This is a genomic window from Streptomyces sp. NPDC029836 (genome assembly GCF_055574495.1).
Map to the genome: position 1 here is coordinate 848,117 of NZ_JBVHZI010000002.1, position 25,923 is coordinate 874,039.

General features: G+C 72.7%; 23 protein-coding genes and 1 tRNA gene. 5 read left to right on the forward strand and 19 right to left on the reverse strand.

The features are described 5' to 3' along the window. Nucleotides 1-6 precede the first annotated feature (6 nt). Nucleotides 7-1,332, forward strand: a complete 1,326-nt coding sequence (locus ACZ4XJ_RS09590) for a VWA domain-containing protein (protein ID WP_362876857.1) — start codon at nucleotides 7-9, stop codon at nucleotides 1,330-1,332. Nucleotides 1,333-1,348: 16 nt separating this feature from the next. Beyond that, entirely contained in the window at nucleotides 1,349-2,470 is a 1,122-nt protein-coding gene (locus ACZ4XJ_RS09595) for an FHA domain-containing protein (protein WP_468495790.1), read from the forward strand. Here the strand turns inward: ACZ4XJ_RS09595 and ACZ4XJ_RS09600 are convergent. Then, nucleotides 2,451-3,506: a methyltransferase domain-containing protein gene (locus ACZ4XJ_RS09600; protein WP_468495791.1), complete on the reverse strand. Its 1,056-nt coding sequence runs from the start codon at nucleotides 3,504-3,506 to the stop codon at nucleotides 2,451-2,453. The two genes, ACZ4XJ_RS09595 and ACZ4XJ_RS09600, sit on opposite strands and share 20 nt — an antisense overlap. 122 nt (nucleotides 3,507-3,628) lie before the next feature. Between ACZ4XJ_RS09600 and ACZ4XJ_RS09605 the strand changes: the two genes are divergently transcribed. Then, the gene (locus ACZ4XJ_RS09605; RefSeq protein WP_362876859.1) at nucleotides 3,629-4,030 is read left to right on the forward strand and encodes a globin; all 402 of its coding nucleotides are present in this window, start codon (nucleotides 3,629-3,631) and stop codon (nucleotides 4,028-4,030) included. Between the two features lie 21 nt (nucleotides 4,031-4,051). On the opposite strand, the gene ACZ4XJ_RS09610 is transcribed toward ACZ4XJ_RS09605, so the two are convergent. Genes ACZ4XJ_RS09610 through ettA form a run of 3 tightly spaced genes read right to left on the reverse strand, consistent with a single transcriptional unit; the run spans nucleotide 4,052 to nucleotide 6,894 of the window. Then, complete coding sequence (locus tag ACZ4XJ_RS09610) at nucleotides 4,052-4,768, reverse strand: DUF8010 domain-containing protein (protein WP_362876860.1); 717 nt, start codon at nucleotides 4,766-4,768, stop codon at nucleotides 4,052-4,054. After that, the gene (locus ACZ4XJ_RS09615; protein ID WP_362876861.1) at nucleotides 4,765-5,220 is read right to left on the reverse strand and encodes an acyl-CoA thioesterase; all 456 of its coding nucleotides are present in this window, start codon (nucleotides 5,218-5,220) and stop codon (nucleotides 4,765-4,767) included. Before ACZ4XJ_RS09615 ends, ACZ4XJ_RS09610 begins: the two co-directional genes overlap by 4 nt. 9 nt (nucleotides 5,221-5,229) lie before the next feature. Next, nucleotides 5,230-6,894, reverse strand: a complete 1,665-nt coding sequence (gene ettA / locus ACZ4XJ_RS09620; RefSeq protein ID WP_362876862.1) for an energy-dependent translational throttle protein EttA — start codon at nucleotides 6,892-6,894, stop codon at nucleotides 5,230-5,232. Between the two features lie 71 nt (nucleotides 6,895-6,965). Here ettA and ACZ4XJ_RS09625 point away from each other — a divergent pair, with 71 nt between their 5' ends. After that, complete coding sequence (locus ACZ4XJ_RS09625) at nucleotides 6,966-7,817, forward strand: hypothetical protein (RefSeq protein WP_468495792.1); 852 nt, start codon at nucleotides 6,966-6,968, stop codon at nucleotides 7,815-7,817. Here the strand turns inward: ACZ4XJ_RS09625 and ACZ4XJ_RS09630 are convergent. The 5 genes from ACZ4XJ_RS09630 to ACZ4XJ_RS09650 form a co-directional block, all read right to left on the reverse strand. Then, on the reverse strand, nucleotides 7,795-9,393 hold the full coding sequence (locus ACZ4XJ_RS09630; RefSeq protein WP_468495793.1) for a phosphatase PAP2 family protein: 1,599 nt from the start codon (nucleotides 9,391-9,393) through the stop codon (nucleotides 7,795-7,797). The two genes, ACZ4XJ_RS09625 and ACZ4XJ_RS09630, sit on opposite strands and share 23 nt — an antisense overlap. A gap of 161 nt (nucleotides 9,394-9,554) precedes the next feature. Further along, the gene (locus ACZ4XJ_RS09635; RefSeq protein ID WP_468495794.1) at nucleotides 9,555-10,931 is read right to left on the reverse strand and encodes a TQXA domain-containing protein; all 1,377 of its coding nucleotides are present in this window, start codon (nucleotides 10,929-10,931) and stop codon (nucleotides 9,555-9,557) included. 278 nt (nucleotides 10,932-11,209) lie between these two features. Then, a complete protein-coding gene (locus tag ACZ4XJ_RS09640; protein WP_362876866.1) occupies nucleotides 11,210-11,617 on the reverse strand; it encodes a single-stranded DNA-binding protein in 408 nt (135 codons plus the stop codon). Between the two features lie 123 nt (nucleotides 11,618-11,740). Then, entirely contained in the window at nucleotides 11,741-13,672 is a 1,932-nt protein-coding gene (locus ACZ4XJ_RS09645; protein WP_468495795.1) for a GTPase, read from the reverse strand. 4 nt (nucleotides 13,673-13,676) lie between these two features. After that, the gene (locus ACZ4XJ_RS09650) at nucleotides 13,677-15,290 is read right to left on the reverse strand and encodes a dynamin family protein (protein WP_362876882.1); all 1,614 of its coding nucleotides are present in this window, start codon (nucleotides 15,288-15,290) and stop codon (nucleotides 13,677-13,679) included. Between the two features lie 332 nt (nucleotides 15,291-15,622). Here ACZ4XJ_RS09650 and ACZ4XJ_RS09655 point away from each other — a divergent pair. Continuing rightward, nucleotides 15,623-15,698, forward strand: a tRNA-Arg gene (locus ACZ4XJ_RS09655). A 195-nt stretch (nucleotides 15,699-15,893) separates the two neighbouring features. Here the strand turns inward: ACZ4XJ_RS09655 and ACZ4XJ_RS09660 are convergent. The 10 genes from ACZ4XJ_RS09660 to ACZ4XJ_RS09705 all read right to left on the reverse strand — a co-directional run bounded on the left by ACZ4XJ_RS09660 (nucleotide 15,894) and on the right by ACZ4XJ_RS09705 (nucleotide 25,895). After that, nucleotides 15,894-17,273, reverse strand: coding sequence for a tyrosine-type recombinase/integrase (locus tag ACZ4XJ_RS09660; protein ID WP_468495796.1), 1,380 nt, complete (start codon nucleotides 17,271-17,273; stop codon nucleotides 15,894-15,896). After that, entirely contained in the window at nucleotides 17,273-17,467 is a 195-nt protein-coding gene (locus ACZ4XJ_RS09665; protein WP_468495797.1) for a helix-turn-helix transcriptional regulator, read from the reverse strand. Before ACZ4XJ_RS09665 ends, ACZ4XJ_RS09660 begins: the two co-directional genes overlap by 1 nt. A gap of 154 nt (nucleotides 17,468-17,621) precedes the next feature. Continuing rightward, nucleotides 17,622-18,875 carry a DUF3631 domain-containing protein gene (locus ACZ4XJ_RS09670; RefSeq protein ID WP_468495798.1) on the reverse strand — a complete coding sequence of 418 codons (1,254 nt, stop codon included), beginning with the start codon at nucleotides 18,873-18,875 and terminating at the stop codon, nucleotides 17,622-17,624. After that, nucleotides 18,875-19,195: a hypothetical protein gene (locus ACZ4XJ_RS09675; RefSeq protein WP_468495799.1), complete on the reverse strand. Its 321-nt coding sequence runs from the start codon at nucleotides 19,193-19,195 to the stop codon at nucleotides 18,875-18,877. Before ACZ4XJ_RS09675 ends, ACZ4XJ_RS09670 begins: the two co-directional genes overlap by 1 nt. Further along, entirely contained in the window at nucleotides 19,192-20,082 is an 891-nt protein-coding gene (locus tag ACZ4XJ_RS09680; protein ID WP_468495800.1) for a bifunctional DNA primase/polymerase, read from the reverse strand. Before ACZ4XJ_RS09680 ends, ACZ4XJ_RS09675 begins: the two co-directional genes overlap by 4 nt. Beyond that, nucleotides 20,079-21,134, reverse strand: a complete 1,056-nt coding sequence (locus ACZ4XJ_RS09685) for a DNA cytosine methyltransferase (RefSeq protein WP_468495801.1) — start codon at nucleotides 21,132-21,134, stop codon at nucleotides 20,079-20,081. Before ACZ4XJ_RS09685 ends, ACZ4XJ_RS09680 begins: the two co-directional genes overlap by 4 nt. Before the next feature lie 81 nt (nucleotides 21,135-21,215). After that, nucleotides 21,216-21,389 (reverse strand): hypothetical protein, encoded by a 174-nt coding sequence (locus ACZ4XJ_RS09690; protein ID WP_468495802.1) that lies wholly within the window; start codon nucleotides 21,387-21,389, stop codon nucleotides 21,216-21,218. Between the two features lie 11 nt (nucleotides 21,390-21,400). After that, nucleotides 21,401-21,883, reverse strand: coding sequence for a hypothetical protein (locus tag ACZ4XJ_RS09695; RefSeq protein ID WP_468495803.1), 483 nt, complete (start codon nucleotides 21,881-21,883; stop codon nucleotides 21,401-21,403). A gap of 221 nt (nucleotides 21,884-22,104) precedes the next feature. Beyond that, on the reverse strand, nucleotides 22,105-24,240 hold the full coding sequence (locus tag ACZ4XJ_RS09700; RefSeq protein WP_468495804.1) for a hypothetical protein: 2,136 nt from the start codon (nucleotides 24,238-24,240) through the stop codon (nucleotides 22,105-22,107). After that, complete coding sequence (locus ACZ4XJ_RS09705; RefSeq protein WP_468495805.1) at nucleotides 24,240-25,895, reverse strand: hypothetical protein; 1,656 nt, start codon at nucleotides 25,893-25,895, stop codon at nucleotides 24,240-24,242. The genes ACZ4XJ_RS09700 and ACZ4XJ_RS09705 overlap by 1 nt, the downstream gene beginning before the upstream one ends. Nucleotides 25,896-25,923 lie beyond the last annotated feature (28 nt).

The following is a 25,923-nucleotide window of genomic DNA, read 5'->3' on the forward strand; positions in this document are numbered from 1 at the left end:
CAGTCGATGGCGAACTTCGCCAAGCCGAGCGCCCCGCGCTTCAGCGTGGAGGTGTACCAGAACGAGTTCCTGCCCGAGGGCGGCCGGGACGTGCACGCCATCGTGACGGTCACCTCCAGCGGGGGCGCGACCGCGACGGCCGCCCGCGTCCTCGGTCAGGACGCGGCCGTCGTGATCATGGTGGACTGCTCGGGCTCGATGGACTACCCGCCGGACAAGATGCGCGGGGCCCGCGAGGCGACGGCCGCCGCGATCGACACCCTGCGCGACGGCACCGCCTTCGCGGTGATCGCGGGCACCCACGTCGCCCGCGAGGTCTACCCGGGTCAGGGCCGGCTGGCCACCGCCGATCCGGCGACCCGCGCCCGGGCCAAGGAGGCGCTGGGCTCCCTGACCGCCGGCGGCGGCACCGCCATCGGGACCTGGCTGCGGCTGGCAGACGGCCTGCTCCGGCAGTCCCCGGCCACGATCCGGCACGGCATCCTGCTCACCGACGGCCGCAACGAGCACGAGGAGCCGGCCGTGCTGCGCGCCACCCTCGACGCCTGCGCCGGCCGCTTCACCTGCGACGCCCGCGGCGTGGGCACCGACTGGGAGGTCAAGGAGGTCACCGGGATCGCGAGCGCCCTGCTCGGCTCGGCGGACATCGTCGCCGACCCGGCCCACCTCACCGAGGACTTCACGCGGGTGATGGAGAACGTCATGGGCAAGGAGGTCGCGGACGTGGCGCTGCGCCTGTGGACCCCGGTCGGGGTGGAGGTCCAGTACGTCAAGCAGGTCGCGCCCGCCGTTCACGACCTGACCGCGCGCCGCACGGAGGCCGGGCCGCGCGCCGGGGACTACCCGACCGGGTCGTGGGGCGACGAGTCCCGCGAGTACCACGTCTGCGTACGGGTGCCGGGTGCGGCCGTCGGTCAGGAGATGTTGGCGGCCCGCGCCTCGCTGGTGCTGCCCGGGCCGGCGGGCGAGCCGCAGCCGGCGCTGGCGCAGGGCCTGGTCAGGGCGGTGTGGACAGACGATCTGGCCGCTTCGACCGCGATCAGCCCGCAAGTGGCGCACTACACAGGACAGGCAGAACTCGCGCAGGCTATCCAACAGGGCCTGGAAGCCCGCAAAATGGGTGATGTGGACGGGGCCACGGCGAAACTGGGGCGTGCCGTGCAGTTGGCGAGCGTCTCCGGGAACGCCGACACTGCCAAACTGCTGGCGAAGGTGGTGGACGTCGTGGATGCGGTGGCGGGTACTGTGCGGCTGAAAGCCAAGGTCGCCGATGCCGACGAGATGACCCTTGAAACGCGTTCGACGCAGACCGTCCGAGTGAAGAAGACCTGAGAAGAAACCTGACGCGATGACGCAGGGAGAAGGGGGAAGCGCCGCGATGCCGACCTGCCCGAACGGGCACCAGTCCGCCTCCGACGACTGGTGCGAGGTCTGCGGCCACCGCATGGCTGCCCCTACGGGCACCCCCGCGGCGCCCTCCTACGGATACGGCTACCCTCCCACGGCCGGTGAGCCGACCGCCCAGGCGGAGCTGTGCCCGCAGTGCCGCACCCCGCGCGAGGCCATGGCCCCGTTCTGCGAGGAGTGCCGGTACAACTTCCTGACCCGTACGCCGACTTCGTACGCACCGCTGTCCCCGGACGCCACGGGCACGGGGCCCGGTACCGGGGCGGGCGCGCAGCCCGGGCCGCCGCCCCCGCCGCCGGCTCCGGCGCAGCCGGTGTTCTCCCAGGACCACTTCGAATACCAGGGGTCCCGGCCGTCCCGGGTCAACCGGCCCGCCGAACCGCTCCAGCGGGAGGACGACTGGCTGCTGCCGCCGCCCTCGCACGAGCAGGGGCAGGGGCAGGGGCAGTCCTCGCAGCGGTCCGGGCAGCAGGGGCCGTCCGGGCAGCAGGCCCGGCCCGTGCAGCAGGAGTACCAGCAGCCCGAGTACCAGCAGGAGTACTACCAGCAGCAGGCTCCGCCGCAGCAGGAGTACCACCAGCAGCAGCCGGCGCAGCAGCACGAGTACCAGCAGCAGCCGCAGCAGCAGCCGTTCCCGCCGCAGAACGCCCAGGCGCCGTTGTCCTGGTCGGTGACGGTCGCGCCCGACCGCTCGTACTTCCTGGCGATGATGCAGCGCAGCGGCCCGGAGGCGGCGGCGCTGAACCTGCCCGCGTACTCCCCCGAGCAGCACCTGCCGCTCTCCGGCGGGCAGATCACCATCGGCCGGCGCCGTGCCTCCTCGGGCGAGGCCCCGGACATCGACCTCGCGGTGCCGCCGGAGGACCCGGGCGTCTCCCATCAGCACGCGGTGCTCGTCCAGCAGCCCGACCTGAGCTGGGCGGTCGTCGACCAGAACTCCACCAACGGCACCACCATCAACGGCGGTGAGGAGCCGATCCAACCCTACGTGCCGGTTCCGCTCTCCGACGGCGACCGGGTCCACGTGGGGGCCTGGACCACCATCACCATCCGCCGCGGCTGACCGGGCCCGGCGGTTCCCCCAACGGCCACACGTACGGGCCCCGGGGGTCGTCGAGCCAGGACCACTGACCCCGCCCGGTGACCGTGACCCCGAACCGCTCGCGCGCCGGACGGCCCTCCCTGCGCCACAGGTCCAGGGCCTCGCGGGGGTGCAGCACGCCCGCGGTCAGGATCAGCAGGAACTGGAAGCGCTCGTTCTCGATGAGCTCGTACGGGACCCCGTGCAGCGGCCCCGTCGTACCGGCGGGGGCGGATGACGCCGTGGCCCCGCGGAGCGGGACGAAGTAGGCCGAGGTGTGCAGGAAGTGCCCCTCGGCGAAGTCGGCGTCCCGGACGGTCAGCGCGATCAGCCCCGTCGACAGCGGCGCCAGGATCCGCGCGCCGGGCCGGCACTGGGCGGGCCAGGCGGGCGGAATCAGCGGCAGGGTGCAGGTCACCAGGATCCGGTCGAAGGGGCTGCGGGCGGGGCAGCCGCGCGCGCCGTCCCCCGTCACCACCGTCGGGTGGTGGCCGAGCAGCGCCAGGTGGGCCCGCGCCGATTCGGTGATCTCCTCGTCCAGGTCGACCGTGGTGACCAGGTCCTCGCCGAGCCGGTGGCACAGCAGGGCCGCGTTGTAGCCGGTGCCCGCGCCGATCTCCAGTACGTTGTCGCCGTCCCGCACCTCCAGGGCCGCCAGCATCTTCGCCATCAGCGAGGGCTGGCTGCTGGAGGAGACCAGTTCGCCGTCGCGCAGGCGGGTCGCCAGCGGGGCGTCGGTGTACACGCCGCGCAGCCAGCGGGCCCGCTGTTCGGGGTCGGGGTCCTCGCCCCACAGCCGTTCGTGGCCGGCGCCGCGGCCGGTCCAGAAGTACGGCACGAACACGTGCCGGGGCACCGCCGCGAAGGCCGCCCGCCAGGCCGGGTCGGCCAGCGCCCCGGCCGCCGTCAGCTCCCGCACCTGACCGGCGTGCGCCGCTGCCCGCAGGTCCCGGCCCGCTTCGTCCGGTGCGCCGCGGGACGTGTGGGGGGTGTGTGCCCCCGTGCCGCCCGTACCCATGACTCCACTGTGCTGCGGGCGGGCCGCCCGTGCGACCCCGGCGGGTGGTCGGGGGGCCGGAGCGCGAGGTCGAGGGTCCTAGGACCGGGGTCCTCCGTCCGGGCGTCTGAGACGATGGTCGGGTGAATGACGAGTCGCAGAGCACGGTCCAGGAGCAGACCTTCTACGAGCTGGTGGGCGGCGAGGACTTCTTCCGCCGGCTGGTCCACCGCTTCTACCAGGGGGTCGCGGGGGACCCGCTGCTGCGCCCGATGTACCCGGAGGAGGACCTCGGGCCCGCGGAGGAACGGTTCGCGCTGTTCCTGATGCAGTACTGGGGCGGCCCGACCACGTACAGCGACCACCGAGGCCACCCGCGTCTGCGGATGCGGCACGCGCCGTTCCAGGTGGACGCGGCCGCGCACGACGCGTGGCTGCGGCACATGCGGGTCGCGCTGGACGAGATGGGGTTGGCGCCGGAGCACGAGGCGCAGCTGTGGCGTTACCTGACCTACGCGGCCGCCTCGATGATCAACTCCGGCTGATTCGGAGCGCGGGCCGGCCGGTCAGACGGGGCGTACCTGAAGGGCGCCCAGGCCGCCGGTCCGCCCGGGGCGCCGCGTGGCGACGGACCCGTACGGGGTGCTCAGGCGCAGCCAGCCGCCCGAGGCGAACAGTGCCACGGGGGCCGGCGCCGTGACCGGCGCCGCCGCGGGGACGGGGGACCGTACCGGCCGCAGGAAGCCCAGGGACTGCGCGGCGTGCACGGCGCGCAGCGGAAGTTCGGTGTCGCCCAGCGTCCGCGACCAGATGTCCCGGCCGATGCGGTCACGCTCGGAGCGGGTCCGGTGCTGCGGGGGCAGGGCCTCGTCACGTGCCCGGAACTCGGAGACGGCGGCGGCGACGCAGGCCCGGACCGCTTCGGGGGCGGGCAGGCCCGGCACGGGCTGCCAGCCGCCGCGGGGCGGCAGTACGCCGGCCCAGGGGGGCCCGGTGACCGGCGCGGGCACGACGGCGCCGGCGGTGGTCTCGTCGATGGCCTCCAGCAGCTCGCCCGCGGACACCGTCAGGTCGAGCGGTGTCGCGAGGGGCTCGGCGAGACGGGCCGTACGGACGGCCAGCACGTCGAAGGACGGCGGGCGCCCGAAGACGGCGAGCGCGCCGCCGCCCGCCCGCGCCTGCAGGCGGACCGCGGCGGCGCGGTCGTAGTGCACCAGCCGACCCAGGAAGGCGGCGAGGTCCGCCGCCTCCCCGGAATCGACGAAGCGCAGCTGCTCGGTCATGCCGCGAGGCGCCCTTCGGCGGCCTCGGGCAGGTCGAGGTACTCCTCCAGGAAGCGACGCTCCTCCGCGGTGATGCGGCGGGGACGCCCCTCGGCGAGGTTGTAGGGCACGACCACGGTCTCGGCCCGGACGTACACCGTCTCCGGCCTGTCCTGCGTCGCCTCGTCCTTGACCTCGTAGCGGATGGTCAGGGACGCGGCCCCTATGCGGGTCACCCAGGACTCGATGAGGACGGGCTCGTGCCGGTGCACCAGGGGCAGCTTGTAGTCGATCTCGTGGCGGGCCACGACGGAACCGCCCGTGAAGGAATCGCTGCCCTCCCCCGGCGCCAGGCGGAACATGAAGTCGATCCGTGCCTCCTCCAGGTAGCGGAGGAAGACGACGTTGTTGACGTGCCCGAAGGCATCCATGTCCGCCCAGCGGAGGGGGCACCGGTAGTGGTGTCTGGCCATGGTCTCGACCTAGCCCCGGGTGAGCTTCTTGTAGGTGGCGCGGTGCGGACGCGTGGCGTCCGGGCCGAGCCGCTCGACCTTGTTCTTCTCGTAGGACTCGAAGTTGCCCTCGAACCAGTACCACTTGGACTCACCCTCGTACGCGAGGATGTGCGTGGCGACCCGGTCCAGGAACCAACGGTCGTGGGAGATGACCACGGCCGCACCGGGGAATTCGAGGAGCGCGTTCTCCAGCGAGGACAGGGTCTCGACGTCGAGGTCGTTGGTGGGCTCGTCGAGGAGCAGCAGGTTGCCGCCCTCCTTGAGCGTCAGCGCCAGGTTGAGGCGGTTGCGCTCACCACCGGACAGGACACCGGCCGGCTTCTGCTGGTCCGGACCCTTGAAGCCGAAGGCGCTGACGTACGCGCGGGACGGCATCTCGACCTGGCCCACGTTGATGTAGTCCAGCTCGTCCGACACGACCGCCCAGAGGGTCTTCTTGGGGTCGATGTTGGCGCGGCTCTGGTCGACGTAGCTGATCTTGACGGTGTCGCCGACCTTGATGGCGCCGGAGTCCGGCGTCTCCAGGCCCTGGATCATCTTGAAGAGCGTGGTCTTGCCGGCGCCGTTCGGGCCGATGACGCCGACGATGCCGTTGCGCGGCAGCGTGAACGACAGGTCGTCGATGAGGATCTTGTCGCCGAACGCCTTCGTGAGGTTGTTGACCTCGACCACGATCGAGCCCAGACGCGGGCCCGGCGGGATCTGGATCTCCTCGAAGTCCAGCTTCCGCATCTTGTCGGCCTCGGCCGCCATCTCCTCGTAGCGGGCGAGACGGGCCTTGGACTTGGTCTGACGCCCCTTGGCGTTGGACCGCACCCACTCCAGCTCTTCCTTGAGCCGCTTCTGGCGCTTCTCGTCCTTGCGGCCCTCGACCTTGAGGCGGGTGGCCTTCTTCTCCAGGTACGTGGAGTAGTTGCCCTCGTAGGCGATGGCGCGGCCGCGGTCGAGTTCGAGGATCCACTCGGCGACGTTGTTCAGGAAGTACCGGTCGTGGGTGACCGCGATGACACAGCCCTTGTACTGCGAAAGGTGCTGCTCCAGCCAGTTCACCGACTCGGCGTCGAGGTGGTTGGTGGGCTCATCGAGGAGCAGCAGGTCGGGGGCTTCCAGCAGCAGCTTGCAGAGCGCCACGCGACGCTTCTCACCGCCGGAGAGGGTGGTCACCGGCCAGTCGCCGGGCGGGCAGCCCAGCGCGTCCATGGCCTGCTCCAGCTGGGCGTCGAGGTCCCACGCGTTGGCGTGGTCCAGGTCGTCCTGGAGCTTGCCCATCTCCTCCATCAGGGCGTCGGTGTAGTTCGTCGCCATTTCCTCGGCGATCGCGTTGAACCGGTTGAGCTTGCCCTTGATCTCGGCGACGCCGTCCTCGACGTTCTCCAGGACCGTCTTCGACTCGTCGAGCTTCGGCTCCTGCATGAGGATGCCGACCGTGTAGCCGGGAGACAGGTACGCCTCACCGTTCGACGGCTGCTCGATGCCCGCCATGATCTTCAGAACGGTGGACTTACCGGCGCCGTTCGGGCCCACCACACCGATCTTCGCGCCGGGCAGGAAGTTCAGGAAGACGTCGTCAAGGATCACCTTGTCGCCGTGCGCCTTGCGCGTCTTGCGCATGGTGTAGATGAACTCAGCCAAGAGAAACCGTCCGGCAGATCGATGGTGGGCAGATACACCCCATCTTGCCAGTCGTCCATACCTGCGGGCGAATGGGTAGGTCAGAGGCCCCTGAGCTGGGGCGGGACGGCGACCTGCGGGCGATCGGGGCGCGGGGCGGCCGCGGGACGGGATCCGGTCGCGGGTTCCCCGGGAGGCAGGATGCCGCTGCGCCGCCCGGTGCAGGTAGACCCGGAGGCTCCCTGAACGGCAGTTCCCTCATCCCGCTCGTCATCGCGCTCATCGGGGTCGGCGGCACCCTCTTCGCCCCTCTGCTGACGCAACGCCTCGTCGCCCGCGTCCAGGCGGAGCAGGGTGGCCGGCAGGAACGGGTGGCCGAGGCCCCGTGGCGGCGCGAGCAGCAGGTGGCCGCGCTGGACAAGCGGCGCGACTGCTACGTGGCGGCGAACTCCGGCTACCGCCGCTTTCGCGTCGAGCTCATGAACTACCTGTGGCTGGTGGATGAGGACGCGCTCGCCCCGGAACGGCGAACGGCCCTGGAGGACGCGCGGCACGCGATGCACGCGTCCTTCGCCGAGGCCCGGATGGCCGCCTCCGGCGCGGTCCTGGCAGAACTGGACGCGGTGTCGCAGGCTTTCGCATCCCTGTACGACCGGGTCTTGCGGCTGGAGGAGGGTAGTCGGCGCCCGACGGTTCGTTCGAGGAGATCCAGGCCGGGCTGCTGCGCGCGAACGAGCAGGGGGTCGTCCAGCGGGGCGCGATGCGCGCCGACCTGGGGGTGGAGCCGGGCCCGGCGGTGGAGCCCTACTGACGCGTACTCGGCCAAACCCCGGGGACGCTCGGCCCGGTGCGCGGCCCGACAACGGGCGCGGCGCCCGGGCGGCGGCTGCGCCCCGGCCGTGGGGGCGGGGGCGGTGGGCGTCAGTGGGGGCGGTAGACGGTGAGGGCGTCCGGGAGGGCGTCGAGGACGAAGGCGGCGGGGGCCTGGGCGTACTCCCCGTCGTAGGCGAGCGGGGTGCCCGGCGGGACGTCCGAGACGCGCAGGCTGCGCAGCTTGCTCGCGACGTGCACGGGGGAACGGGTCAGCGGGCCGGTGAACGCGGCGGCGAGGAGGCGGGGGCCGGGGCGGCCGCCGCCGAGGACGAGCCGCAGGTCGAGCAGGCCCTCGCCGAGGGTGGCGCGGCGGCGCGGGGTCGGGCCGGTTCCCTGGTAGGTGCCGTTGCCCGCGAAGAGGAGCCACACGCTCCGGGGCCGACCGGCCAGCCGGAGCCGTACGGGCCGCTCGGCGCGCAGCACCCGCCAGGCGGCCAGCAGCGCGGCCGGCCCGCCGCCGATCCGCGGCCCCCAGTGCAGCCGGTGCCGCAGCAGCTCCGGGTACGCCCCGACGCTGAAGTTGTTCAGGAAGTACCCCGAGTCCTCGCCCGGCCGGGGGCCGGCTCCGGGGACCGGGACGGAACCGGTGGCCGGGCTCACGTCCGGGTGGGGGCCGGTCGCCTTGGGCGCGGGGGCATCGGGCGGCGTCGAGTCGGGTGCGGTCGGGTGGCGGGGGCCGGGGGTGAAGCGGCCGACGCCGACGCGGACCGCTTCGCCGGCCGCGACGGCCCGGCAGGTGTCGGCCGGGCCGGCGAGGCCGAGGTCCAGCGCGAAGTGGTTGAGGGTGCCGCCGGGGAACACCGCGAGCGGCACCCCGGCCCGTAGCGCGGCGGTGGCGGCGGCGTTGATCGTGCCGTCCCCGCCGCACACGCCGAGGACGGTCGCCCGGGACGCCGCCGCGGCCAGCTCGGCCACCAGCTCGCCGCTGCCGACCTCCACCAGCTCCGCCTTCGGCAGCCGCTCCCGCAGGACGTCCAGCCCGGCCTCCGCGGCCGTCCCGGACGCGGTGTTCACGACCACCGTCAACCCTTCCCCCTCCGGCAGCGCGGGGACCCCGGGCGCGGGCCGCTCGTCACCCGGCACCACCCGGGCCTCCTGGGCGTCCCGCGCGAGTCGCCGTACGACGAATCCCGCGGCGACCCCGAGCGCCGCGCCCGTCACCACGTCGGACGGGTAGTGCACCCCGGTGTAGACGCGGGAGAAGGCCACCGACGCGGCGACCGGCGCCACCACGGCGCCCCAGCCCGGGGACTCCAGCGCCAGTCCGGCGGTGAACGCGAAGGCCGACGCCGCGTGCCCGGACGGGAAGGAGGTGGTCTGCGGCTGCGTGTGGAGCTGCCGCACGGCCGGCACCCCGTCGAGCAGCGGGCGGGGCCTGCGGACCGACCACTTGCCGACGGTGTTGATGGTCGCCGAGGCCAGTGCCAGCGAGGCGGCCCCGCGCACGGCGGCCTTGCGGGCCCGGGGGGAGCCGAGCACGCTGATCGCCACCGCGGTCCCGCCCCACAGGACGCCGTGGTTCGCGGCCCGCCCGAGGCGCGGAAGCACCCGATCGGCCCCGGGCCAGTGCCGGCGTGCCACGGCTTCGAACAGCTGCCGGTCCCACCGCGCGACCGTGCCCCGCCATGTCAGTTCTTGATCACCCATTTCCAGCGCTTACCCCGTGGACCGGATCCGAAATCAGACGCGCCCCGAACGCCGGACGATCGGCCCCACCCCCGACCCCGGACGCCGGACGCCGGACGCCGGACGCCGGAGCGTCCGGGCCCCGGCATCGGCGCGCCCGGACGGAGTGCGGACCGGCGGCCCTACGCTCCCTCCTCCTCAGGGCGCTCGCCGGCGTGCTCGCCTTCGAGCGGGCGCTTGCGCAGGAGGAGGACCACCATGCCGCCCAGGACCACCAGGCCGACGGCCAGGGACGCGATCACCGGGGTCGCGGCGGAGCTGCCGCTGGAGGCCAGCCGTTCCTCGTCCGGCGATGCGGCGCCCGCCGCGCCGGTGGCTTCGGCGACGGGGACCTCGCTCGCCCCGGCCAGGGTTCCGACGGGCCCCGCGGCGGCCGAGCCCGCACCGACGGAGCCCGTGCCGACGGAACCCGCGGCGGACGAGCCCGTGCCGGCCCGGCCCGTCGTGGCCCGTCCCGGTACGGGCCACGTCGCGGCGGCCCCGGCCGAGGCCGCCGATTCGCTGGAGCCGGCCACGATCTGCGCCTCGGCGGGGACGCCACTGCTGAAGATCCGCCCGACGGGGACCTTGGTGGAGCCCTGGACGGTGACGGAGGCCGTGCCGTCGGGGGTGCCCGCCGGCACCTCGAAGTACAGACGGCTCCCGTCGGCGGCGGAGGTCAGCGGCTTGCCGTCGGCGTCGACGACCCGCACGCCCATGGCGACGGCCGCCGCGTCCGGGGTGACGCTCACGCTCTGCGCCCGGGTCCGCACCGTGACGGGGCCGATGCGGCTGCCGGCCGCCCCGGTGACGGGTCCCGCCGCCGGGCCGGGTTCCAACCCCAGTGAGGGGGGAGGTTCCGGCATCCGGCCCGCTTCCCGTTGGAGGTAGTCGGCCAGGAGTTCGGCAGCCGGGTCCGCGGCCTCCACCGGGGCCCCGTCGGCCAGTCTCCAGATCGCCACCTGGGTACCGGCGGCCGCGCTCTCGGCGGTCAGCGCGCCGGCTCCCGAGGCCTTGGCGAGCCCGGCCAGGTCGTTGAGTTGGGGGTAGGAGTGCTCCAGCACCCAGCGGATGCGACCCGCCTCGGCGTTCCCGGCGAGCGGGCTGCCGCCCCAACCGGTCTCGGTGAAGCGGGCCTGTGGCTGCGCGTATCCCGCGACGCCGACTCCGTACGTCTGGAGGGTGCCGCCGCCGTCGACCCGCATCTCGTGGAGGCCGGCCGGGATCTGCCGGACCGAGCCGTCCCCGGCGCGCAGGACGGCCTGCCCGTACGTCTTGAGTCCGTCGAGGACGGCGCCGGCCCCCTCGGTGGCACGGCCCGGGACGGGGCCGGCGTCCGCCGCGGCCCGGCCCCCCGGTGTGGCGGTGAAGGCCGCTGCCGCCAACAGGGCCACGGCGAGCGGCCGTCGTACGGAGGGCCGCCCCCCGCCGGAGCCCGCGGCGGGGACGGGGCCACCGGCGGGGGCTCCGGCTGAGTCGGTGGAGCCTGCGGAGCCGGGCGCCGGAGCGGCAGGAGGCACCGCCAGGACGGTAAGCGGAACCGCGGGCGCGGGGGTTGCGGGCGTGGGGTGGGCTCCGGGCTCGGCCCAGGGCGCGGACCCCGGTCTCCCCGCTGCCGCAGCGCCGACGCCGGCGCCGGCGACGAGCGCCGAGGACGCCACGGGAACCGCGGCCGCGGCGGATGTGGAGGATTCGGAGGATGCGGAGGATGCGGGAACAGCGATTGACACAGTCTTCCCCTTCGGGCCAAAGACCCAGGTGCCCGTGAGTACCGGGGAATCCTAGCCGCCTCGAACACTCAGACCACCGCCGCGTTCTGAGTGCCCATCAGCGGGGTGTCCGTCCTGACCACCCGACGGAACGCCGCCGTGCCGCGGTTGAGGTCGTGTCCGATCGCGATCGCGTCGATGTCGGCGGAGAACCACCGGACGCCGTCGCCGTCGGGCGGGTCCTCCCGTACCCGCAACCGTCCGTGCACCACGAGCGGTTCGCCGACGGACACGGAACCGGCCAGGTTCACCGCCAGTACACGGCGTGCCCACACCGTGTAAAAACTGGTGGCCGCGTCCGTCCAGGTGTCCGTCCGCCGGTCGAAGTACCTCGGCGTGACGGCGAAGCGGAACCTCGCCGACGGGCCGGTGGTCGTCTCCTTGAAGTCGATCTGCGTCGCCACGTACCCGACCAGCGTCACCAGGGTGTCGTTCATCCCGGCCGCCCTCCCCACGTCTGCCCACCCGCGCGGGCCCTCCGCCCGGGTACCCCCGCGGACCTGCCGCGCGAGGTACGACCATGCTGGGCCCGGGCCCCCGATCCCGCTCCGGCCTGTGGACTACTGGCGGGTTGTGGACAACCTCGTCCCCCCTGCGGCGACCGTGGCGTACTGCTCGCGCACCTCCCGGTAGCGCAGCAGTTCGGCCGCGACCGGCTCCAGGACCCGGGCCCGTCCACAGCCCGCGGCGGCCTGTCGCAGCCGCCGTTCGGCGTCCTGCCCGTAGCGGCGGGCCGGACCGCGGGCCGCGAGGGAGCAGGCCCACTCCACCAGCGGTCCGCCGATGATGCCGGCGACCATGAAGAGCACCGGCGGCATGAGCTTCGGTTCCAGGACGCCCACGATCTGCCCGACGAGCCACAGCCCGCCGAAGATCTGAACGAGCGTCATGGCCGCCTGCGCGAGCACGGCGACGGGCCACCACGTCGGGCGTGGCGGCTTCGCGCCGGGGGCGGTGACGGCGGGGCCGAGCGTCACGGCCAGCTGGTCCAACGCCTCGGGCAGCTGTTCGCCGCCGCGCACGGCGGTCTCCCGTACGGCCTGCGCCCAGGGGTCGGGCAGCCCGATGACCGCCTCGTCGGCGACCGTCCGCACGGCCTGTTCGACCCGCTGCCGGGCGGTCACCTCCTCCTCCACGGGAGCCTGCGCGGTGGGCATGCCGGAGCGGCCGATCGCGGCGAGCGCGGCCAGTCCGGCCAGGGAGCGCGGGGCGCGGCGGCCCTCGTACCAACGCCACAGCCGCAGCCAGGGCGTCCCGCACGCCTTTCCGGCGTTGCGCCGCCAGGCCCGCTCGGCGGCGAGGCCCGCCGCGTACGCGCCGACGGCCTCCGCGAGCCTGTCCTCGAACTCGGCGCGCGCCCCCTCGCCGATCTCCGGTCCCGCGTGTCCGTCGGCCACGTACAGCGGGCGCAGGCGCAGCGCGGCCCGGTCGAGATCGGCGGAGATCCGTCGGGTCGCGGCGCCCTTCTCCTGGGTGAACTGTCCGAGGAGTTCGCGGAGTTCCCCGACGCCTTCACCCGTGAGGGCGGACAGTCCGAGGACGGTGGCTCCGGGTTCGCCGTGTTCGCCGAGCGCGATGCCGTCGTCGTCGAGGAGCCTGCGCAGGTCGTCGAGGACGAGGTCGGCGGACTCGCCCGGCAGCCGGTCCACCTGGTTCAGCACGACGAAGGTGATCTCGGCGTGTCCGGCGAGCGGCCGCAGGTACCGCTCGTGCAGGACGGCGTCCGCGTACTTCTCGGGGTCGACGACCCACACCACCGCGTCGACCAGCGCCAGGACCCGGTCCACGTGGTCGCGGTGCACGCCGAGCGCCGAGTCCAGGTCGGGCAGGTCGACGAGGACCATGCCGCGCAGGGCCTCCGCCTCGGAGGTCTCGCGGGGCCGGCGGCGCAGCCGGCCCGGGATCTCCAGCCGGTCCAGCAGGCCCGCGGCCCCGTCCGACCAGCTGCACGCGATCGGTGCGGCGGTGGTCGGGCGGCGCAGCCCGGTTTCGGAGATCTGCACTCCGGCGAGTGAATTGAACAGCGTGGACTTGCCGCTTCCGGTGGCTCCGGCGATGGCGACCACGGTGTGCTGCGGGGACAGCCCGCGGCGTGCCGCGGCCTCGTCGAGGACCCGGCCGGCCTCGGCGAGGGTCTTGCCGTCGAGGCGGGTCCGGGACAGTCCGACGAGCTGGCGCAGGGCGTCGAGGCGGGTCCGCAGGGCCTGGGCCTCGGGGCTGAGCGGCGGCGCGGCGACCTTGCCGCCGTCGCTGCCGGCCCCGGACACGGCGCGGACGAGTTCCTCGTCGCCCTCGTTCAGCGCCTCGGCGTCCTCGTGGTCCCCGTCGCACAGGCCCTCGTCGCAGAGGCCTTCGCCGCACAGTTCGCCGCCGGTGCCGGTGCCGGGTACGGCGCCCAGGCCTCGGCGGCCCTTGGGTCGGGGGCGGGAGCGCGCGATGAACCCGTCGTCCCAGCGGTCGTCGGTGCGGTCACGGTCGGTCAGGGCGGTCACCGCGTCACCTCTCCTTCTGCAGTAGGGACAGCGCGGCGATCAGTTCGGCCTGTGGTTCCGGGGTCACTTCGAGCGCTTCCAGGGGGGCGAGGCGGCGGTCGCGTTCGGCGCGGAGCACCTCGTCGAGGTGGTCCCCGACCAGTTCTCCGCCCCGGTCGCGCAGGCGTACGGCGGCCTGGACGCCGATCCGCTCGGCGAGCTTCTCCCCGGCGGGGCGGGCGCGCTTGCCGCCGAGGAGGGCGGCGACGAGGAGGGCCGCGACGCCGTCGGGGTCGGGCGGCGGCTGCTTGTCGAGCCCGGCGACCTCTTCCTCGGCGAGTTCCTCCAGTACGCGCCGCCAGCGCCGTACGGCCATGCCGATACGTTCCGCCGCCTCCCGGTCGGGGGCGGGCAGGGACACCGCCGCGGCAGCCGGTTCACGGCGCCAGGCTTCGGCGATCCGCTCGTCGGCGGCGGCGACGGCGCACTGGAGCAGCGCGGCGAGGGATTCGGCGAGGGAGTCCAGCAGCTCGTCGGCGCTGGTGTCGAGGGGGTAGCCGCGCCAGCGGGTCAGCGCGTCCCCGGCGAGGACGGCGCCCTGGTCGAGGCGGTTGCGGACCCGCTTGCCCTCCCGCTTGTACGCGTCCTCGACGGCCGAGGTCAGCCGTACGGCGGCGGCGTGCTGGGCGGCGACGGCCGAGGCGAGCTCCGGCATCCGCCGTCCGAGGGAGTCGAGCGCGCCCAGCGCGGTGCGCCCGACGGCGTACTGCCGGGCGGCCGGGTCCTGCGCGTGGTGGCTGAGCCACGCGAGCAGCGGCGCGACGGCGCTGGCCGGCAGCAGCCCGCCCCCGCCGGCCGACTCGGGCAGCTCGGGCACCGTGAACCGCGGTACGTCACCCAGCCCGGCCCGCGTGAGCAGGGCCCCGTACTGCCGCGAGACCTCGGTGAGCACCTGGTGCGGGACCCGGTCGAGGACGGTGACCAGGGTGGCCTTGTACTGCTTGGCGGTGCGCAGCAGGTGCCAGGGCACGGCGTCGGCGTACCGCGAGGCGGTGGTGACCATGACCCAGACGTCGGCGGCGCAGATGAGTTCGGCGGCGAGCGTCCGGTGCTCGACGATGAGGGAGTCGATGTCGGGGGCGTCGAGGATGGCGAGCCCGCGCGGGAGGGTGGCGACGGTCTCGATCCGCAGTTCGCGGGCGGAGGAGCGGCGGTTCTGGGTGCGGAGGGTGTTCTTCTTGGCCGGGCCGGTGGGTTCGTCGTCCTCCTGGGGCGCCCAGACGCGCATCAGGTCGGGGAGGATCCGCATCCCGGCGAACCAGTGGTGGTCATCCGGATGGCAGACGAGCACCGGTGTGCGCGTCGTGGGGCGCAGCACTCCGGCTTCGCTGACCTGACGGCCGACGAGGGAGTTGACGAGGGTGGACTTGCCGGCCCCGGTCGACCCGCCGATGACGGCGAGCAGGGGCGCCTCTGGCGCCTTGAGCCGGGGCACGAGGTAGTCGTCGAGCTGCGCGAGCAGCTCGGCTCTGGTCTGGCGGGCGCGCGGAGCGCCGGGCAGGGGCAGCGGCAGACGCACGGACGCCACCCGGTCGCGCAGGGCGGACAGGGCATCGAGCAACTGGGGCCGTACATCCAAGGTCACCACATGCGAAGAATGCCCAATTTAGGAGCATTTTTGAAGCTTATACGCCCTCTGCGCGCCGACCGCCACTCCGGCGGAACATCAGGGACACGGCGGACGAGTGGGACGCAGGCATAACGAGTGCACAACACCCAGGGCGACGCGGCGCAAAAGCGGTGCGAGAATCGCACCTGCCTGCGAGTATCGGGACCGCTTCACCGAACCTCCACATCGTGGCCCGCGAGTGAAGCAACCGGGACAAGGCAACCGGAGCCCTATCCTTGACCCGGCACGGACGGACGCCCCACCCCCACCCAGGGGCTCCAGGCCACCACGGCCACCTTCCGGCCCCCGTAGCTCAGTGGATAGAGCAGGTGCCTTCTAAGCACTTGGCCGCAGGTTCGAGTCCTGCCGGGGGCACCACATCTCCACCCCTGAAGGCCCTCCCTCTGGGAGGGCCTTTGTGCAGGTCAAAGGCCATGGGTCCACCACCGGCCGCTGCTGCCGGCGAAGCTCCGAGGCTCGCCGGCAAGTCCGGCTGGGTCCGGCTGTCACCGGCCTTTAGCGGGTGGCCACGGAGAATACGCGGTGAAGTTCTCTGGGGCGCGGCTGAGCTCCCTAGACCTCAGGAAGGTCTCCACCGTCCTCGATCCGGCGCTTCAGGTCAGCAAGTTGTCCAGTGACGCACCGGGCGTACACGGACAGCAGGACGGGGACGCTGTTCCCGGCCCAGTCGGCGACCTGCGCTGCCGGCACTCCATCGTTCAGCCAGTTGGTCAGGCAGGTGTGTCGCAGGTCGTACACCCTTTTGCCGAGCGGGGACGGAACCTCTTCCGGAGCAAGCACGTGCTTCCGAGCGGTCGTCCACGCACGACGGATCACCGACCCCGCGAGGGTGCCTCCGTTCTCGCCCTGGAAGAGAAAGTCACCCGGCTTCAGCTTCTCGGCCTGGATGTGCTCGCGCAGAAGCCGCGTCAGCGCGGGTCGACACGGCACAACACGCATATCCTCAGCGGCTCTTCCCTTGAGGCCGCGCACCTCGTGGATCTCGCCGGTGTCAGTCCAGTTCCTGCCCACTTCGGGACGTGCCGTGTGGATGAGCAGTTCACCCCATTGGTCGTCGGCTGCCGATGCAGGTAGGCGCACGTCAGCAACGCGCATCGCGACTGCCTCCTCAGGACGGGTAGCGGCGTAGTACATGGTGGCGAAGAAGGCATGGAGCCGTCGGCCGCCCCTTGGCCGCCGACGGACCCATCCGAGCAACTGTGCGGCCTGGTCCTTCCCGACGAGCGACCTTTTGTCGACCGCAGCCGAGGTCTTCGGCGCACTTCCTCTCCCCTTCGGCAGGGGGTTGTTCTTCAGCACGTCCTGCTTGACCGCGTACTCCATGGCCACGTTCAGGATCCGCCGTGTCCGCTTGACTGAACTGGCCGCGGTCGTGGAACCGTCCAGTCTCTTAGCCAGTGCGGCGAGCACCCGGTCCACCGTCTGCGAATCCTCCCAGGCCTCCATGGTCGGCGAATTCGCAGTGATCCATCCGAGCGTGGCCCGGGTCTCAGTGTCCGCGCTTCCCCGGCGGCTGGTGTTGAAGGCGAACTCCCTCAGTGCAGTGCGGATGTCGACGGCATTGAAGCGGCTGGGCGGAGGCGACTTGAGCAGAGCAACCGTCGTCGCCATCAGAACCTTGGCTACGTTCTTCCGGTTGTTGCCGGAGGTCCGGACCCATTGAGCGTCGGCGAACTGCACCGCAAAGTCGTACCAGTTCAGCTCCCGGGCAGCAGACTGGTACGACACGGGCCTTCCGGTCGTGAGGCTGAAGGGCTCGCCCCGACGCATAGCCACCACGAGACCAGAGCGGAAGCTCTCTGCGAGGGCGGCGGAGGCGAAGCCCTGCCGCCACTCCGCACGTTCGAGCGTCCACCGGACGGTGTGCGTCGTCTTGCGGCTCCCCCGGTACACCGACGTCTTCCAGAGCTTCACGTCGTACGTCAGATCCATCAGGCGGCTTCCTCATGTTCGTACAGCCAGTTGTCAAGGTCAGCCCGACGGATTCGAAGGTCTCCGTTGGGCAACTTGATGCAGCGCGGCGCGCGGCCTTTCGCCCGCCAGTCATAGAAAGTTGATTTCGAGACCCTCAGCTCCTCGCAGACTTCAGCGAGCGTGAGCTTCACCTGCGACTTGGTCGCGGCCATGCATTCACTCCTTGGCTTGACCTTTCGGGAATCCGCAACGTCCGCCACGCCGCAACATCGCTGGTCAGCGGCTCGGATCTGTGGCGGATCGGGATTGTGTGGCGGATTGGTGCCGCCACACGTGGGGTGTGGCGGCATCGGGTGGTCGCGGGAGCTAGCCGGCGACGGGGAAGAGCTGTGTGGCGGTTTCCGCGTGCGTGTGGCGGATGGCGGGGAGGGCGTCCGCCACAGATTCACCCCCGCTGACCTGCGGTGTGGCGGCTGTGGCGGATGTTGCGGACTTCTGGGGGTGAGGGGGGCAGTAGCGGGCCCAGGCGTCTGCCAGGTCTTCGGCGTAGTAGCCCTTGGGGGTGGCGGAGCCGACTCGGATCCCGCGGGGCTTGATGGGCTTGTTGGCGGAGGTGACGTACTGGCCGAGCATCTGGGACAGGGTCCGGGAGGTGAGGGGCTTACCGTCCATGTCGGCCCAGGGCGCGTCGTCCATGCGGAGGAGGCATTCGAGGATGGCGGCGGTCGGCATCCGTTCCTGTCCGCGGAAAACGTGGTCGCGCAGGTCGATCAGCAGGCGGATACCGAGGGAGGAGGCGTCGTTCTCCTTGGCGGCGGTGACCAGTTCCAGGCAGGCGTCGCGGGCCCGCTCTGGCCAGTCGCATCCTGCGGCTTCGGCGACGGAGAGGAGGGGCTCCCATACGTCGGCCGGTCGGTCGCTGATGCCGTCGGGCATGGTGGGCCAGGACCCGGTGACCTGCTCCCGGACGGATTCGGCCCAGGCGGCGAGTCGGTCGCGCAGGGCGTTGCCCTGCTTCTTGTGGATGCGTTCCCGCCAGGGCTGGCAGGACTCGTTGGGGGCCTTCTTGCGCATGCGGATGATGACGGAGCGGGTGAAGACGGTGTCGGGCAGGGAGCCGAGTCCGGCGAGTGCGACGGCGCAGTAGGCGGGGAAGCCCTCCACGGTCTGGTTAGCGCCGTCCCCGACGCACCGGTACATCTTCCGGCCGCGGGTGTGACCGGCGTTGAGGAACTTGCGCAGGTTCTCGTCACCTGCGGCTTTGGGGCCGAAGATGGTGTCGATCTCGTCGAAGAGGATCGTGGGCCGTTCCCCTTCGACGCCGGCGACGGACCGGAAGAGCGCGGACTGTGAGGCGTCCACCGCGGCCATGGAGTTGGGCACGAGGGTCTCGATCACGTCCAGGGCGCGGCTCTTGCCGGAACCGGGTTCCGGGGAGAGGAACGCGATCCGCGGGGTGGCGTCAAAGGCGTCGAGCAGGTGCGCGTGCGCGTCCCACAGGGTCACGGCGACGTAGGCGGCCTCGCGCGGGAAGATGTTGAACCGCCGGTGGAAGGCTTCCACCTCGCTGAGCAGGGCGGCTCCGTCGATGGGTGCGGCCTGGGGCTTGTGGTCGCTCATCAGGCGGCCATCCCTTCCTGGTTGGCGGTGGGGTTGATGCGGACGCAGGTGGTGCGGTGCCGCTCGTGGTCGGAGATCAAGGCGAGGGCGCGGGTCTGGCCGGCAGCGAACAGGTCCCGTCCGCAGGCGCACCAGGACCGGACGGTCGGGGTGGTGCCGCCTCCCGGGGCGACGATGTGGAGCCAGGCGATGGGGCGGCGTCCGTCGTCGGCGCGCGGGTCAGGGCGAACGGATGAAGGGACGCCTTCGGCGACGACCTTCGGCGCCCCACCCCCGGCGGGGGCGGGCGTCGGTTCTGCGGGGCGGGAGCCGGTGGTCACGACGCCCTCCTTGCCGCCACGTCGAAGCCGCGTGTGACCGCGCGTTCGGCGTACGCCTCGGGCACACCGACGGCGACGGCCGCGTCGATGACCTGGCGCCCGAGGACCTCCAGGCCGCACGGGCCGGGACAGGCGGTGTGCTGGTTGGCGAGGAAGCGGGCGACGCCGTACGCGGTGCTGCCGGCGCCCTCCTCGTGGCAGGCGGCGATCCTGGCGAGGCCCCGGGTGAGGCCGGTTCGGACGAAGGTGTCGTTGTGGCGGCATCCGGTGGCAACCGAGCGGTCCCAGGTGGCGCGGGTGGGTGAGGAAGAGTCCACCTCCCCGCGAAGGGGGCGGGTGGACTCTTCCCTGACGACCAGTGCCCGGACGATGCCCGGCAGGACAGTGATGGGGCCGGCGCCGGGGCCGTACCAGCGGGTGTACTGCATGAGGGACTTGATGTCGACGCCGGGCCGGACCTTGTTGGCGGAGCGCATGGCGCCCCGGTAGACCCAGTGCTCCCCGCGCGTCGTGGTCACGGTCTTGGTGGCGGGGAGGTTCTCGTGGGCCCAGTCCACGGCGTTCTGGTTGTCGAGGTCCACGATGGTGAGGCTGGCGCCGCCGGGGTGGTAGGCGACGGCTTTGGCCTGGTGCCAGGCGCGGGCCCAGGCCGGGGAGGTGAGGATGGCGGGTTCGGTGGTGGCGGCGGCCCAGCCGTGGCAGGGGGCCGGGCAGTGGCAGGGGCCGGCGGCCTTCATGTGGGGCCGGTCCCCGCACACCGAACCCGCGCAGGTGGGGCAGTTCCCGACGGGGAGCTTGCCCTCCCGCAACGGCAGGACCGGGATTCCCAGTTCGGCGAGCCACAGCGCGGTCCGTAACGTGCCGCGCGTGTGCGTCGGGGCGCTCACGCGGCCACTTCCAGGCGGTGGGTGTTGGTGTGGACGAGGTGGCCGTAGGCGGCGTGGCCCTGGTGGGGGACGACGCCGTTGCCGATGATGCGGAGCTGTTCACGGCGCGGGAGGTCGGGGACGGTGGTGACCCAGCCGGCGGGGGTGCCCATCATCCATTCGGGGAAGGCCGGGGCGAGGCGGCGCCCGCCGCGGGCGCCGGGTTCGGTGGGGCAGGGCGCCGGACGTCCGGTGATCTCCTCCCAGCGGGCGATGGTGGGGGCGTAGTCGGTGCCGTCCGCGGCCGTCCACAGCGGGGTGAGGCGGGGGGCGAGGCCGGGGAGGTAGTAGCGGCCGGAGGCGTCGCGCTGGTTGGGGCCGCCGTTGGGTCCGTCAGAGGCCTTCGGGGTGGGCAGCAGCCGGGGCCCGGCTACTCGGCCGGGGGTGGGAGTCGGGTGACCCAGGTGCGGAGGTTCATTCCGCCGCGTCGTTTCGGGCTGGTTCCGGCTCCGCCAGTGCCGTCGGAGGTCGTCGGCGTCGGCAGGAGAGCGGTGGGCGAGGGCGAACCAGCGGTCCCGTCGGTGGGGTGCTCCGATGTCGGAAGCGCGTAGGCATGTCCATGAGAGGTCGTACCCGAGCGTGGCCAGGTCGCCGGCGACGACGTCGAGGCCGCGGCGGAGGATCGCGGAGACGTTCTCCAGGAAGACGTGTGCGGGTCGAATGACGCGAACGGCTTCGGCCACGTTCCGCCAGATCCCGGATCGGCTGCCATGGATGCCCTCTTTCCGCCCGCAGTTGCTGATGTCCTGGCAGGGGAACCCGGCCGTGACCACGTCGGGGGCGTGGGTGTCGCGGACGGTGGTCCAGTCGATTCCCGTGATGTCGCCGAGGTTCGGGACGTCGGGGTGGTGGTGGGCCAGCAGCCTTGCGGCGTAGGGGCTGTTCTCGGCATGGGCGACGACGGTGGCGGTGGGCAGGCCGGCTTGGACGGCGAGGTCGAGACCGGTGTAGCCGGTGCACAAGGACAGGATCCTCGGCCCGTCCCCTCGCGGGACGAGGGCGTGGTGAGTCATGCTGGATGCCTCCAGTTCGACAAGTGCTGGATGAGAGCGGCCCCGATTCATTGGCGTGAGGCGGGGGCCGCTCTCGTCGTTTCAGTGGCGGCTGTGGTCGGTGGCGAGGTCGATCAGGCGCTTGGCCTCGTCGGGGGTGACGTGGCGGTAGCGGACGCTGACGCCACAAGCCGGGTAGGGGCAGCGCACGGTGTGCTTGCCGGCGATGAGGACGGCGGCGTCGGAGATCCGCTCGGACAGGAGGTTCCGGTTCATGGGCGGGCCTTTCAGCGGTTGTTGAGGGTGCCGGTGGCGCGGCCGAACATCCCGGACGCGGTGATGTTCTGGGTGACGTGCTGAACCGGCGCCGTCCCCCGACCGGCACCCCGGCCGGCGCGGAGGAGGAGCGGGGCGAGGGTGCCGGCGGCGATGAGGGCGATGGCGGCCCAGAGGGCTTCGGTCATGGCGATCAGTCCCGGGGCGGCGTAGGAGATCCCGAACCCGGCGGCGGCGATGCCCCCGCCGAGGGTCGGGGCGAGGAGCGCGGTCGTCTTCGCCCACGCCGGAATCGACTGCGCGGCCGGCGCGGGGGACGGGACGGCCTGCTGGGTGTAGGCGAGGGTGCGGTAGCCCCCGGGCAAGGTGACCATCTCGACCCCGGGCGGGAGTTCGGCGGGCAGCATGACGGGGTGCTGGACGGCGGTCGGGTAGAGGACGGGGTCGCCGTAGCGGGTGGGTGCGGTGGTGCTCGTGCGAGTGGGTTCATGCACGACGGGGCTCCCTCGTGAGTGCGGGGAGCACACCTAAACGTTGAGGTGAGCTCCCCGCTGGGCTTGTCGTCTCGCTTGTCGCCTGCTTGTCGTGTGGGTTGTCGCTTGTCTTGTCTTGTCGCTTGTCTTGTCGCTTGTCGCCTCCCAGGTCAGACACCGTTTGCAAGGCCCTGAGGGCCCTGGTGGCGGGGTTTGGGGTGGGGAGGCGACAAGCGACAAGTTCAGTCCTGTGAGGGCTCTGAGGGGGCTTCGGGGGCGTGGGTGTGGTGGACGTAGCGGGTCTTGGTGCCGGCCCCGATCCGCATGGCGGTGCCGTCCTCGGCCCAGGTCTTGAGCCAGCCGGCGACGGTCTGTCGGGTGGTGCCGTACTGGTCGAGGTTGCGGGCGATGGCGGAGGCTCCGGTCCCGGCGGGGCCGGCGGCGATCAGGAGCGTGAGGGCGGCCTGTCGGGCGGCGGTGTCCTCCTCGGCGGGGGTCTCGTTGCGGTGGGCGGACAGGTTCAGTCCGGGCCGGGTCGGGTGTTCGGTGGTGGGCCGGCCGGGTTCGGGGGTGGTGGCGAACTCGGCGTCGATCTGGCGTCGGAACTGCTCGGCGAGCGCGTCCTCGTCCGGGGCCGCCGTCGCTGGGCGGTCGCGGTGTGCGGAGAGGTTCAGTCCCCCGCCCGCACGGCTCGGCGACGCCTGGGTGGGCGGGGTGGTGGTGTCGGGGTCGGGGTCGGTGGGCTGGTGGCTGGTGATCCAGACGGTTCGGTTGTAGTCCCAGCGGCGGGCGTAGTCGGGGCCGGCGGCCTTGGCGGAGATCGCGTCGAGGCGGGGGTGCCGGTCGCTCGTGGCGTGGACGATGTCGCGGATCTGGTTGGGCAGGATCCGCCAGGTTCCGAAGAGGGCGGCGGGTGATTCGGGGGTGCCCATGAAGCCGGTGCCCTTGTGGGGTGCCTGCTCGATCCGCAGGCCGGTTCCGCCGGGGAACAGCTTCGAGAGGTCCATGCCTTCGGTGGATCCGCCGGTCAGTGCGACGCGGGTCTTGGCCTCGCGGCGAATCATCATGTTGCCGAGGACGGATCCGGTGGCACCCAATGCGGTGAGGACGGTGCGCAGGCCCATGGCGCGGAGCATCCGGATCACTTCGAGGATCTTCTTGGCGAGCTTGCGCTTCTCGGGCTCGTTGCTGGTGAGGATCTCGGCGCCTTCGTCGATGACGAGCATGATCTGCGGGATCTCGGCGCTGATGGGGAGAAGGTCGGTGTTGGCCTTGGCCATGAGGTCCTGGTAGGCACGCTTGCGCTGGAGCCCGACCCGCAGGGCCGCGTCCAGCATCAGCTCGGCTTCCTCGTGTGTAGCGGCGAGCCAGTCGATCCCGGGCCGGACCGCCTGGCCCGTCTCGCCCTCCATCGCGGGCCGCACCCACGGCAGGCCGGCGGACCCTGCGTTGAGGTCGATGACCCAGGTCAGCATGTCCTCGGCGCGGGCGAAGCCGGCGAGGATGACGTGGACCATGTTCGTCTTGCCGGATCCGGTCGGCCCGACGACGAGGGCGCACTGTTCGCGCAGGTAGGTCAGAATCTCGTCGGCGTTGGTGCGGTAGCCCCACGGGATGCCGGTGTGGATCGACAGGGGGCTGTAGTCGGTGGGGTAGGGGACCTCGGCGGCCAGGACGTTGACCGTGGTGACGTCGATGAGGACGCGGCCCTGGTCGATGCCCGGTGAGGCGGCGGCCGTGCAGCCGTGCGGCAGCCTGGCATCCGCCGACAAGCGGGCATTCTCGCGGGCGATCCGGTCGTAAGTCGTGCCGCCCGGCGGGAGTTCGGCATCGATCGTGAACCCCGTACCGGTGGGCCACATCTCGACCGCCAGCACGCGGACGGTGATCCCGCACACGCGCTGGATGCGGTCCACCCACTCCGCGGCGACGGCCCGGCGTTCGGCGGACAGTTCGCGGGCGACCTGCCGCTCGGCGGCGGCGATCGCCTCCAGTTCGCGGGCTTCCTCGTACAACCCGACGGACCGGGCGGCGGCCCCCATCCCGACCCCGATCACCGCGAGGGAGCCGAGGGAGGTCCAGGTCAGGGGGCCGGTGGCGAGGGCCCAGGTGGTCCAGCCGGAGCCGAGGAGCCAGGACGCGGCGCGGGCGCCGATGGTGCGGGCGGCGAGCTTCTGCCGCAGGCCGGTCGCGGTGTGGCCGATCGCCCCGACCGTGCCGATGGCGAGGGCCCAGCTGGGGGGCATGTGGGCGAGGGTGCCGACGGTGGCGACCGCGTAGGCGCCGGTGGTTGCGGAGAGGGCGCCGGTGATGGGTCCGTGGCCGGCGGCCCAGTCCAACGCGAGCCCGTTGTGGGTGACGGTCTTGGTGGCGGTCATCAGACGTTCCAGCCCTTCTCGGCCTCGTGGCCGTTGCGGGGCTCCTCGTGGCGGGCGATGTCCGCCTCGTGGGCCTGGCGGAAGGCGGGGGCGAGTTCCTCGGAGAACTGGACGGTGCTGGTGAACACGTCGAAGAGGTCGGTGAACATGTCGGCGACGACCTTCTCCAACGCGAACTCGGAGTCACTGCGTTCGGCGAGGATGCGCAGGATGTTCGCGATGGCCTGCAGGGCCTCGGGGAGGTTCTCGATCATCGCGAGGATCTCCATGCAGCCCTCGGGCTCGTAGGACTGCGCGGCCTGCTCCATCTCGGCGGCCAGCTCCTCGAACCGGAACCCGGAAACGTTGCTCACAGCTACTCCTTGGCTGGTGGGCGGTGCGGGAACGTGCGTGGTGGGACGGGCGGCCTGGTCGCCGACCTCGTCGGTGCCCTCCTCCTCGGCGGCGACCTGGGCTTCGGCTTCCTCTTCGTCGGCTTCGAGTTGCGCGATGATCTCGGCGTCGCGGGCCTCGCGTCGGGCTCGGGCCCGGTCGACGAGGCGCTGGTAGAGGCGGCGGCCGGGGTTCATCAGCCAGGCCCAGCCGAGCTTTCGACCGAGCGGGGTGGTGATCAGTCCGACCAGGCCCGCAGCGCCGCCGAGGACGGCGGCCAGCGCGCGGCGGGCGTGGAATCGGGCTGCCGAGCGGAGCAGTGCCTTACGGGCCGCCTTCTGGGCGGGGGCCTTGGCGGCGGCCACCCGGGCCCGGTGGGCGGCCTGTTGTACCTGCTCGCGGTTCTTGCCCACCGTTCGGCCGGTGGCGCGGTCCTTGGTGGTGCGGGCGGCGGCGACGGCCTTGTCGCGGACGGCTGCGGCCGTGCCGAGGCCCTTCGCGAGGGTCCGGGCCGCGGCGCCCCGCGGCTTGCCCACCGTGCCACCGCTGCCGCTGTGGCCGGCGCGTTCGGCGGCCCTGGCGGCGCGGCGCGTGTCGGCGACCTGCCGGCGAGCCTGGGCGGATGCGGTGCGGGCGGCGGCCCGGGTCGGGGACTCGGTACGGGCCTTCGAGCGCAGAGCCTGTACCTGTCCGGCTCGTCCACCGGCCAGGCCGGCGACCGCGCGGGCGGCTCGCTGGCGGGCCGACGGCGAACCCGCCCTGCCCGCGGTCGAACCCGAGGGGCGCCCGGCGGGGGCACCGGCAGCCTGTCGGATCTGTCCGCCGGCCGTCTTCCGGGATCCGGACGCGGTCCCCGCTCCCCTGCCCGCGACTCCGCCGGGGGTCTTGCCGGTGCGGGCCTGGGAGGGGATCCGACCCAAGACTCCACGGCCGCCCGTTCCGCCCGGGGTTCGGATGGAGGCCTGCGTGGCCTTCGCGGTGGGGGTCTTCTTGGCATTCTTGGCGTTCTTGGAGTGGCGGTGTGCGGCGGCGGCGGTGCCCAGGACGGCGGCGCCGGTCATCGCGACCATCGCGGCGACCGGGCCGCCGGCCAGTGCGGCCGTGGCGACGAGTCCGGCTGTGCCGTTGGCGCCGGACAGGGAGAGCGGGACCACGGGGAAGCCGCCCGGGGTGTGCTCGACCTGCTTGGCCGACTTCTTCGTGTCGGCGGGCGTCGGGGTGTTCTGGGGGGTGGGGGTGGACTTTTCGGGTGGTGCCTGCGGTTCGGTGAGGATCTCGGTCATGCTGAACGGGCCCCCTTCGGGGAGTGAA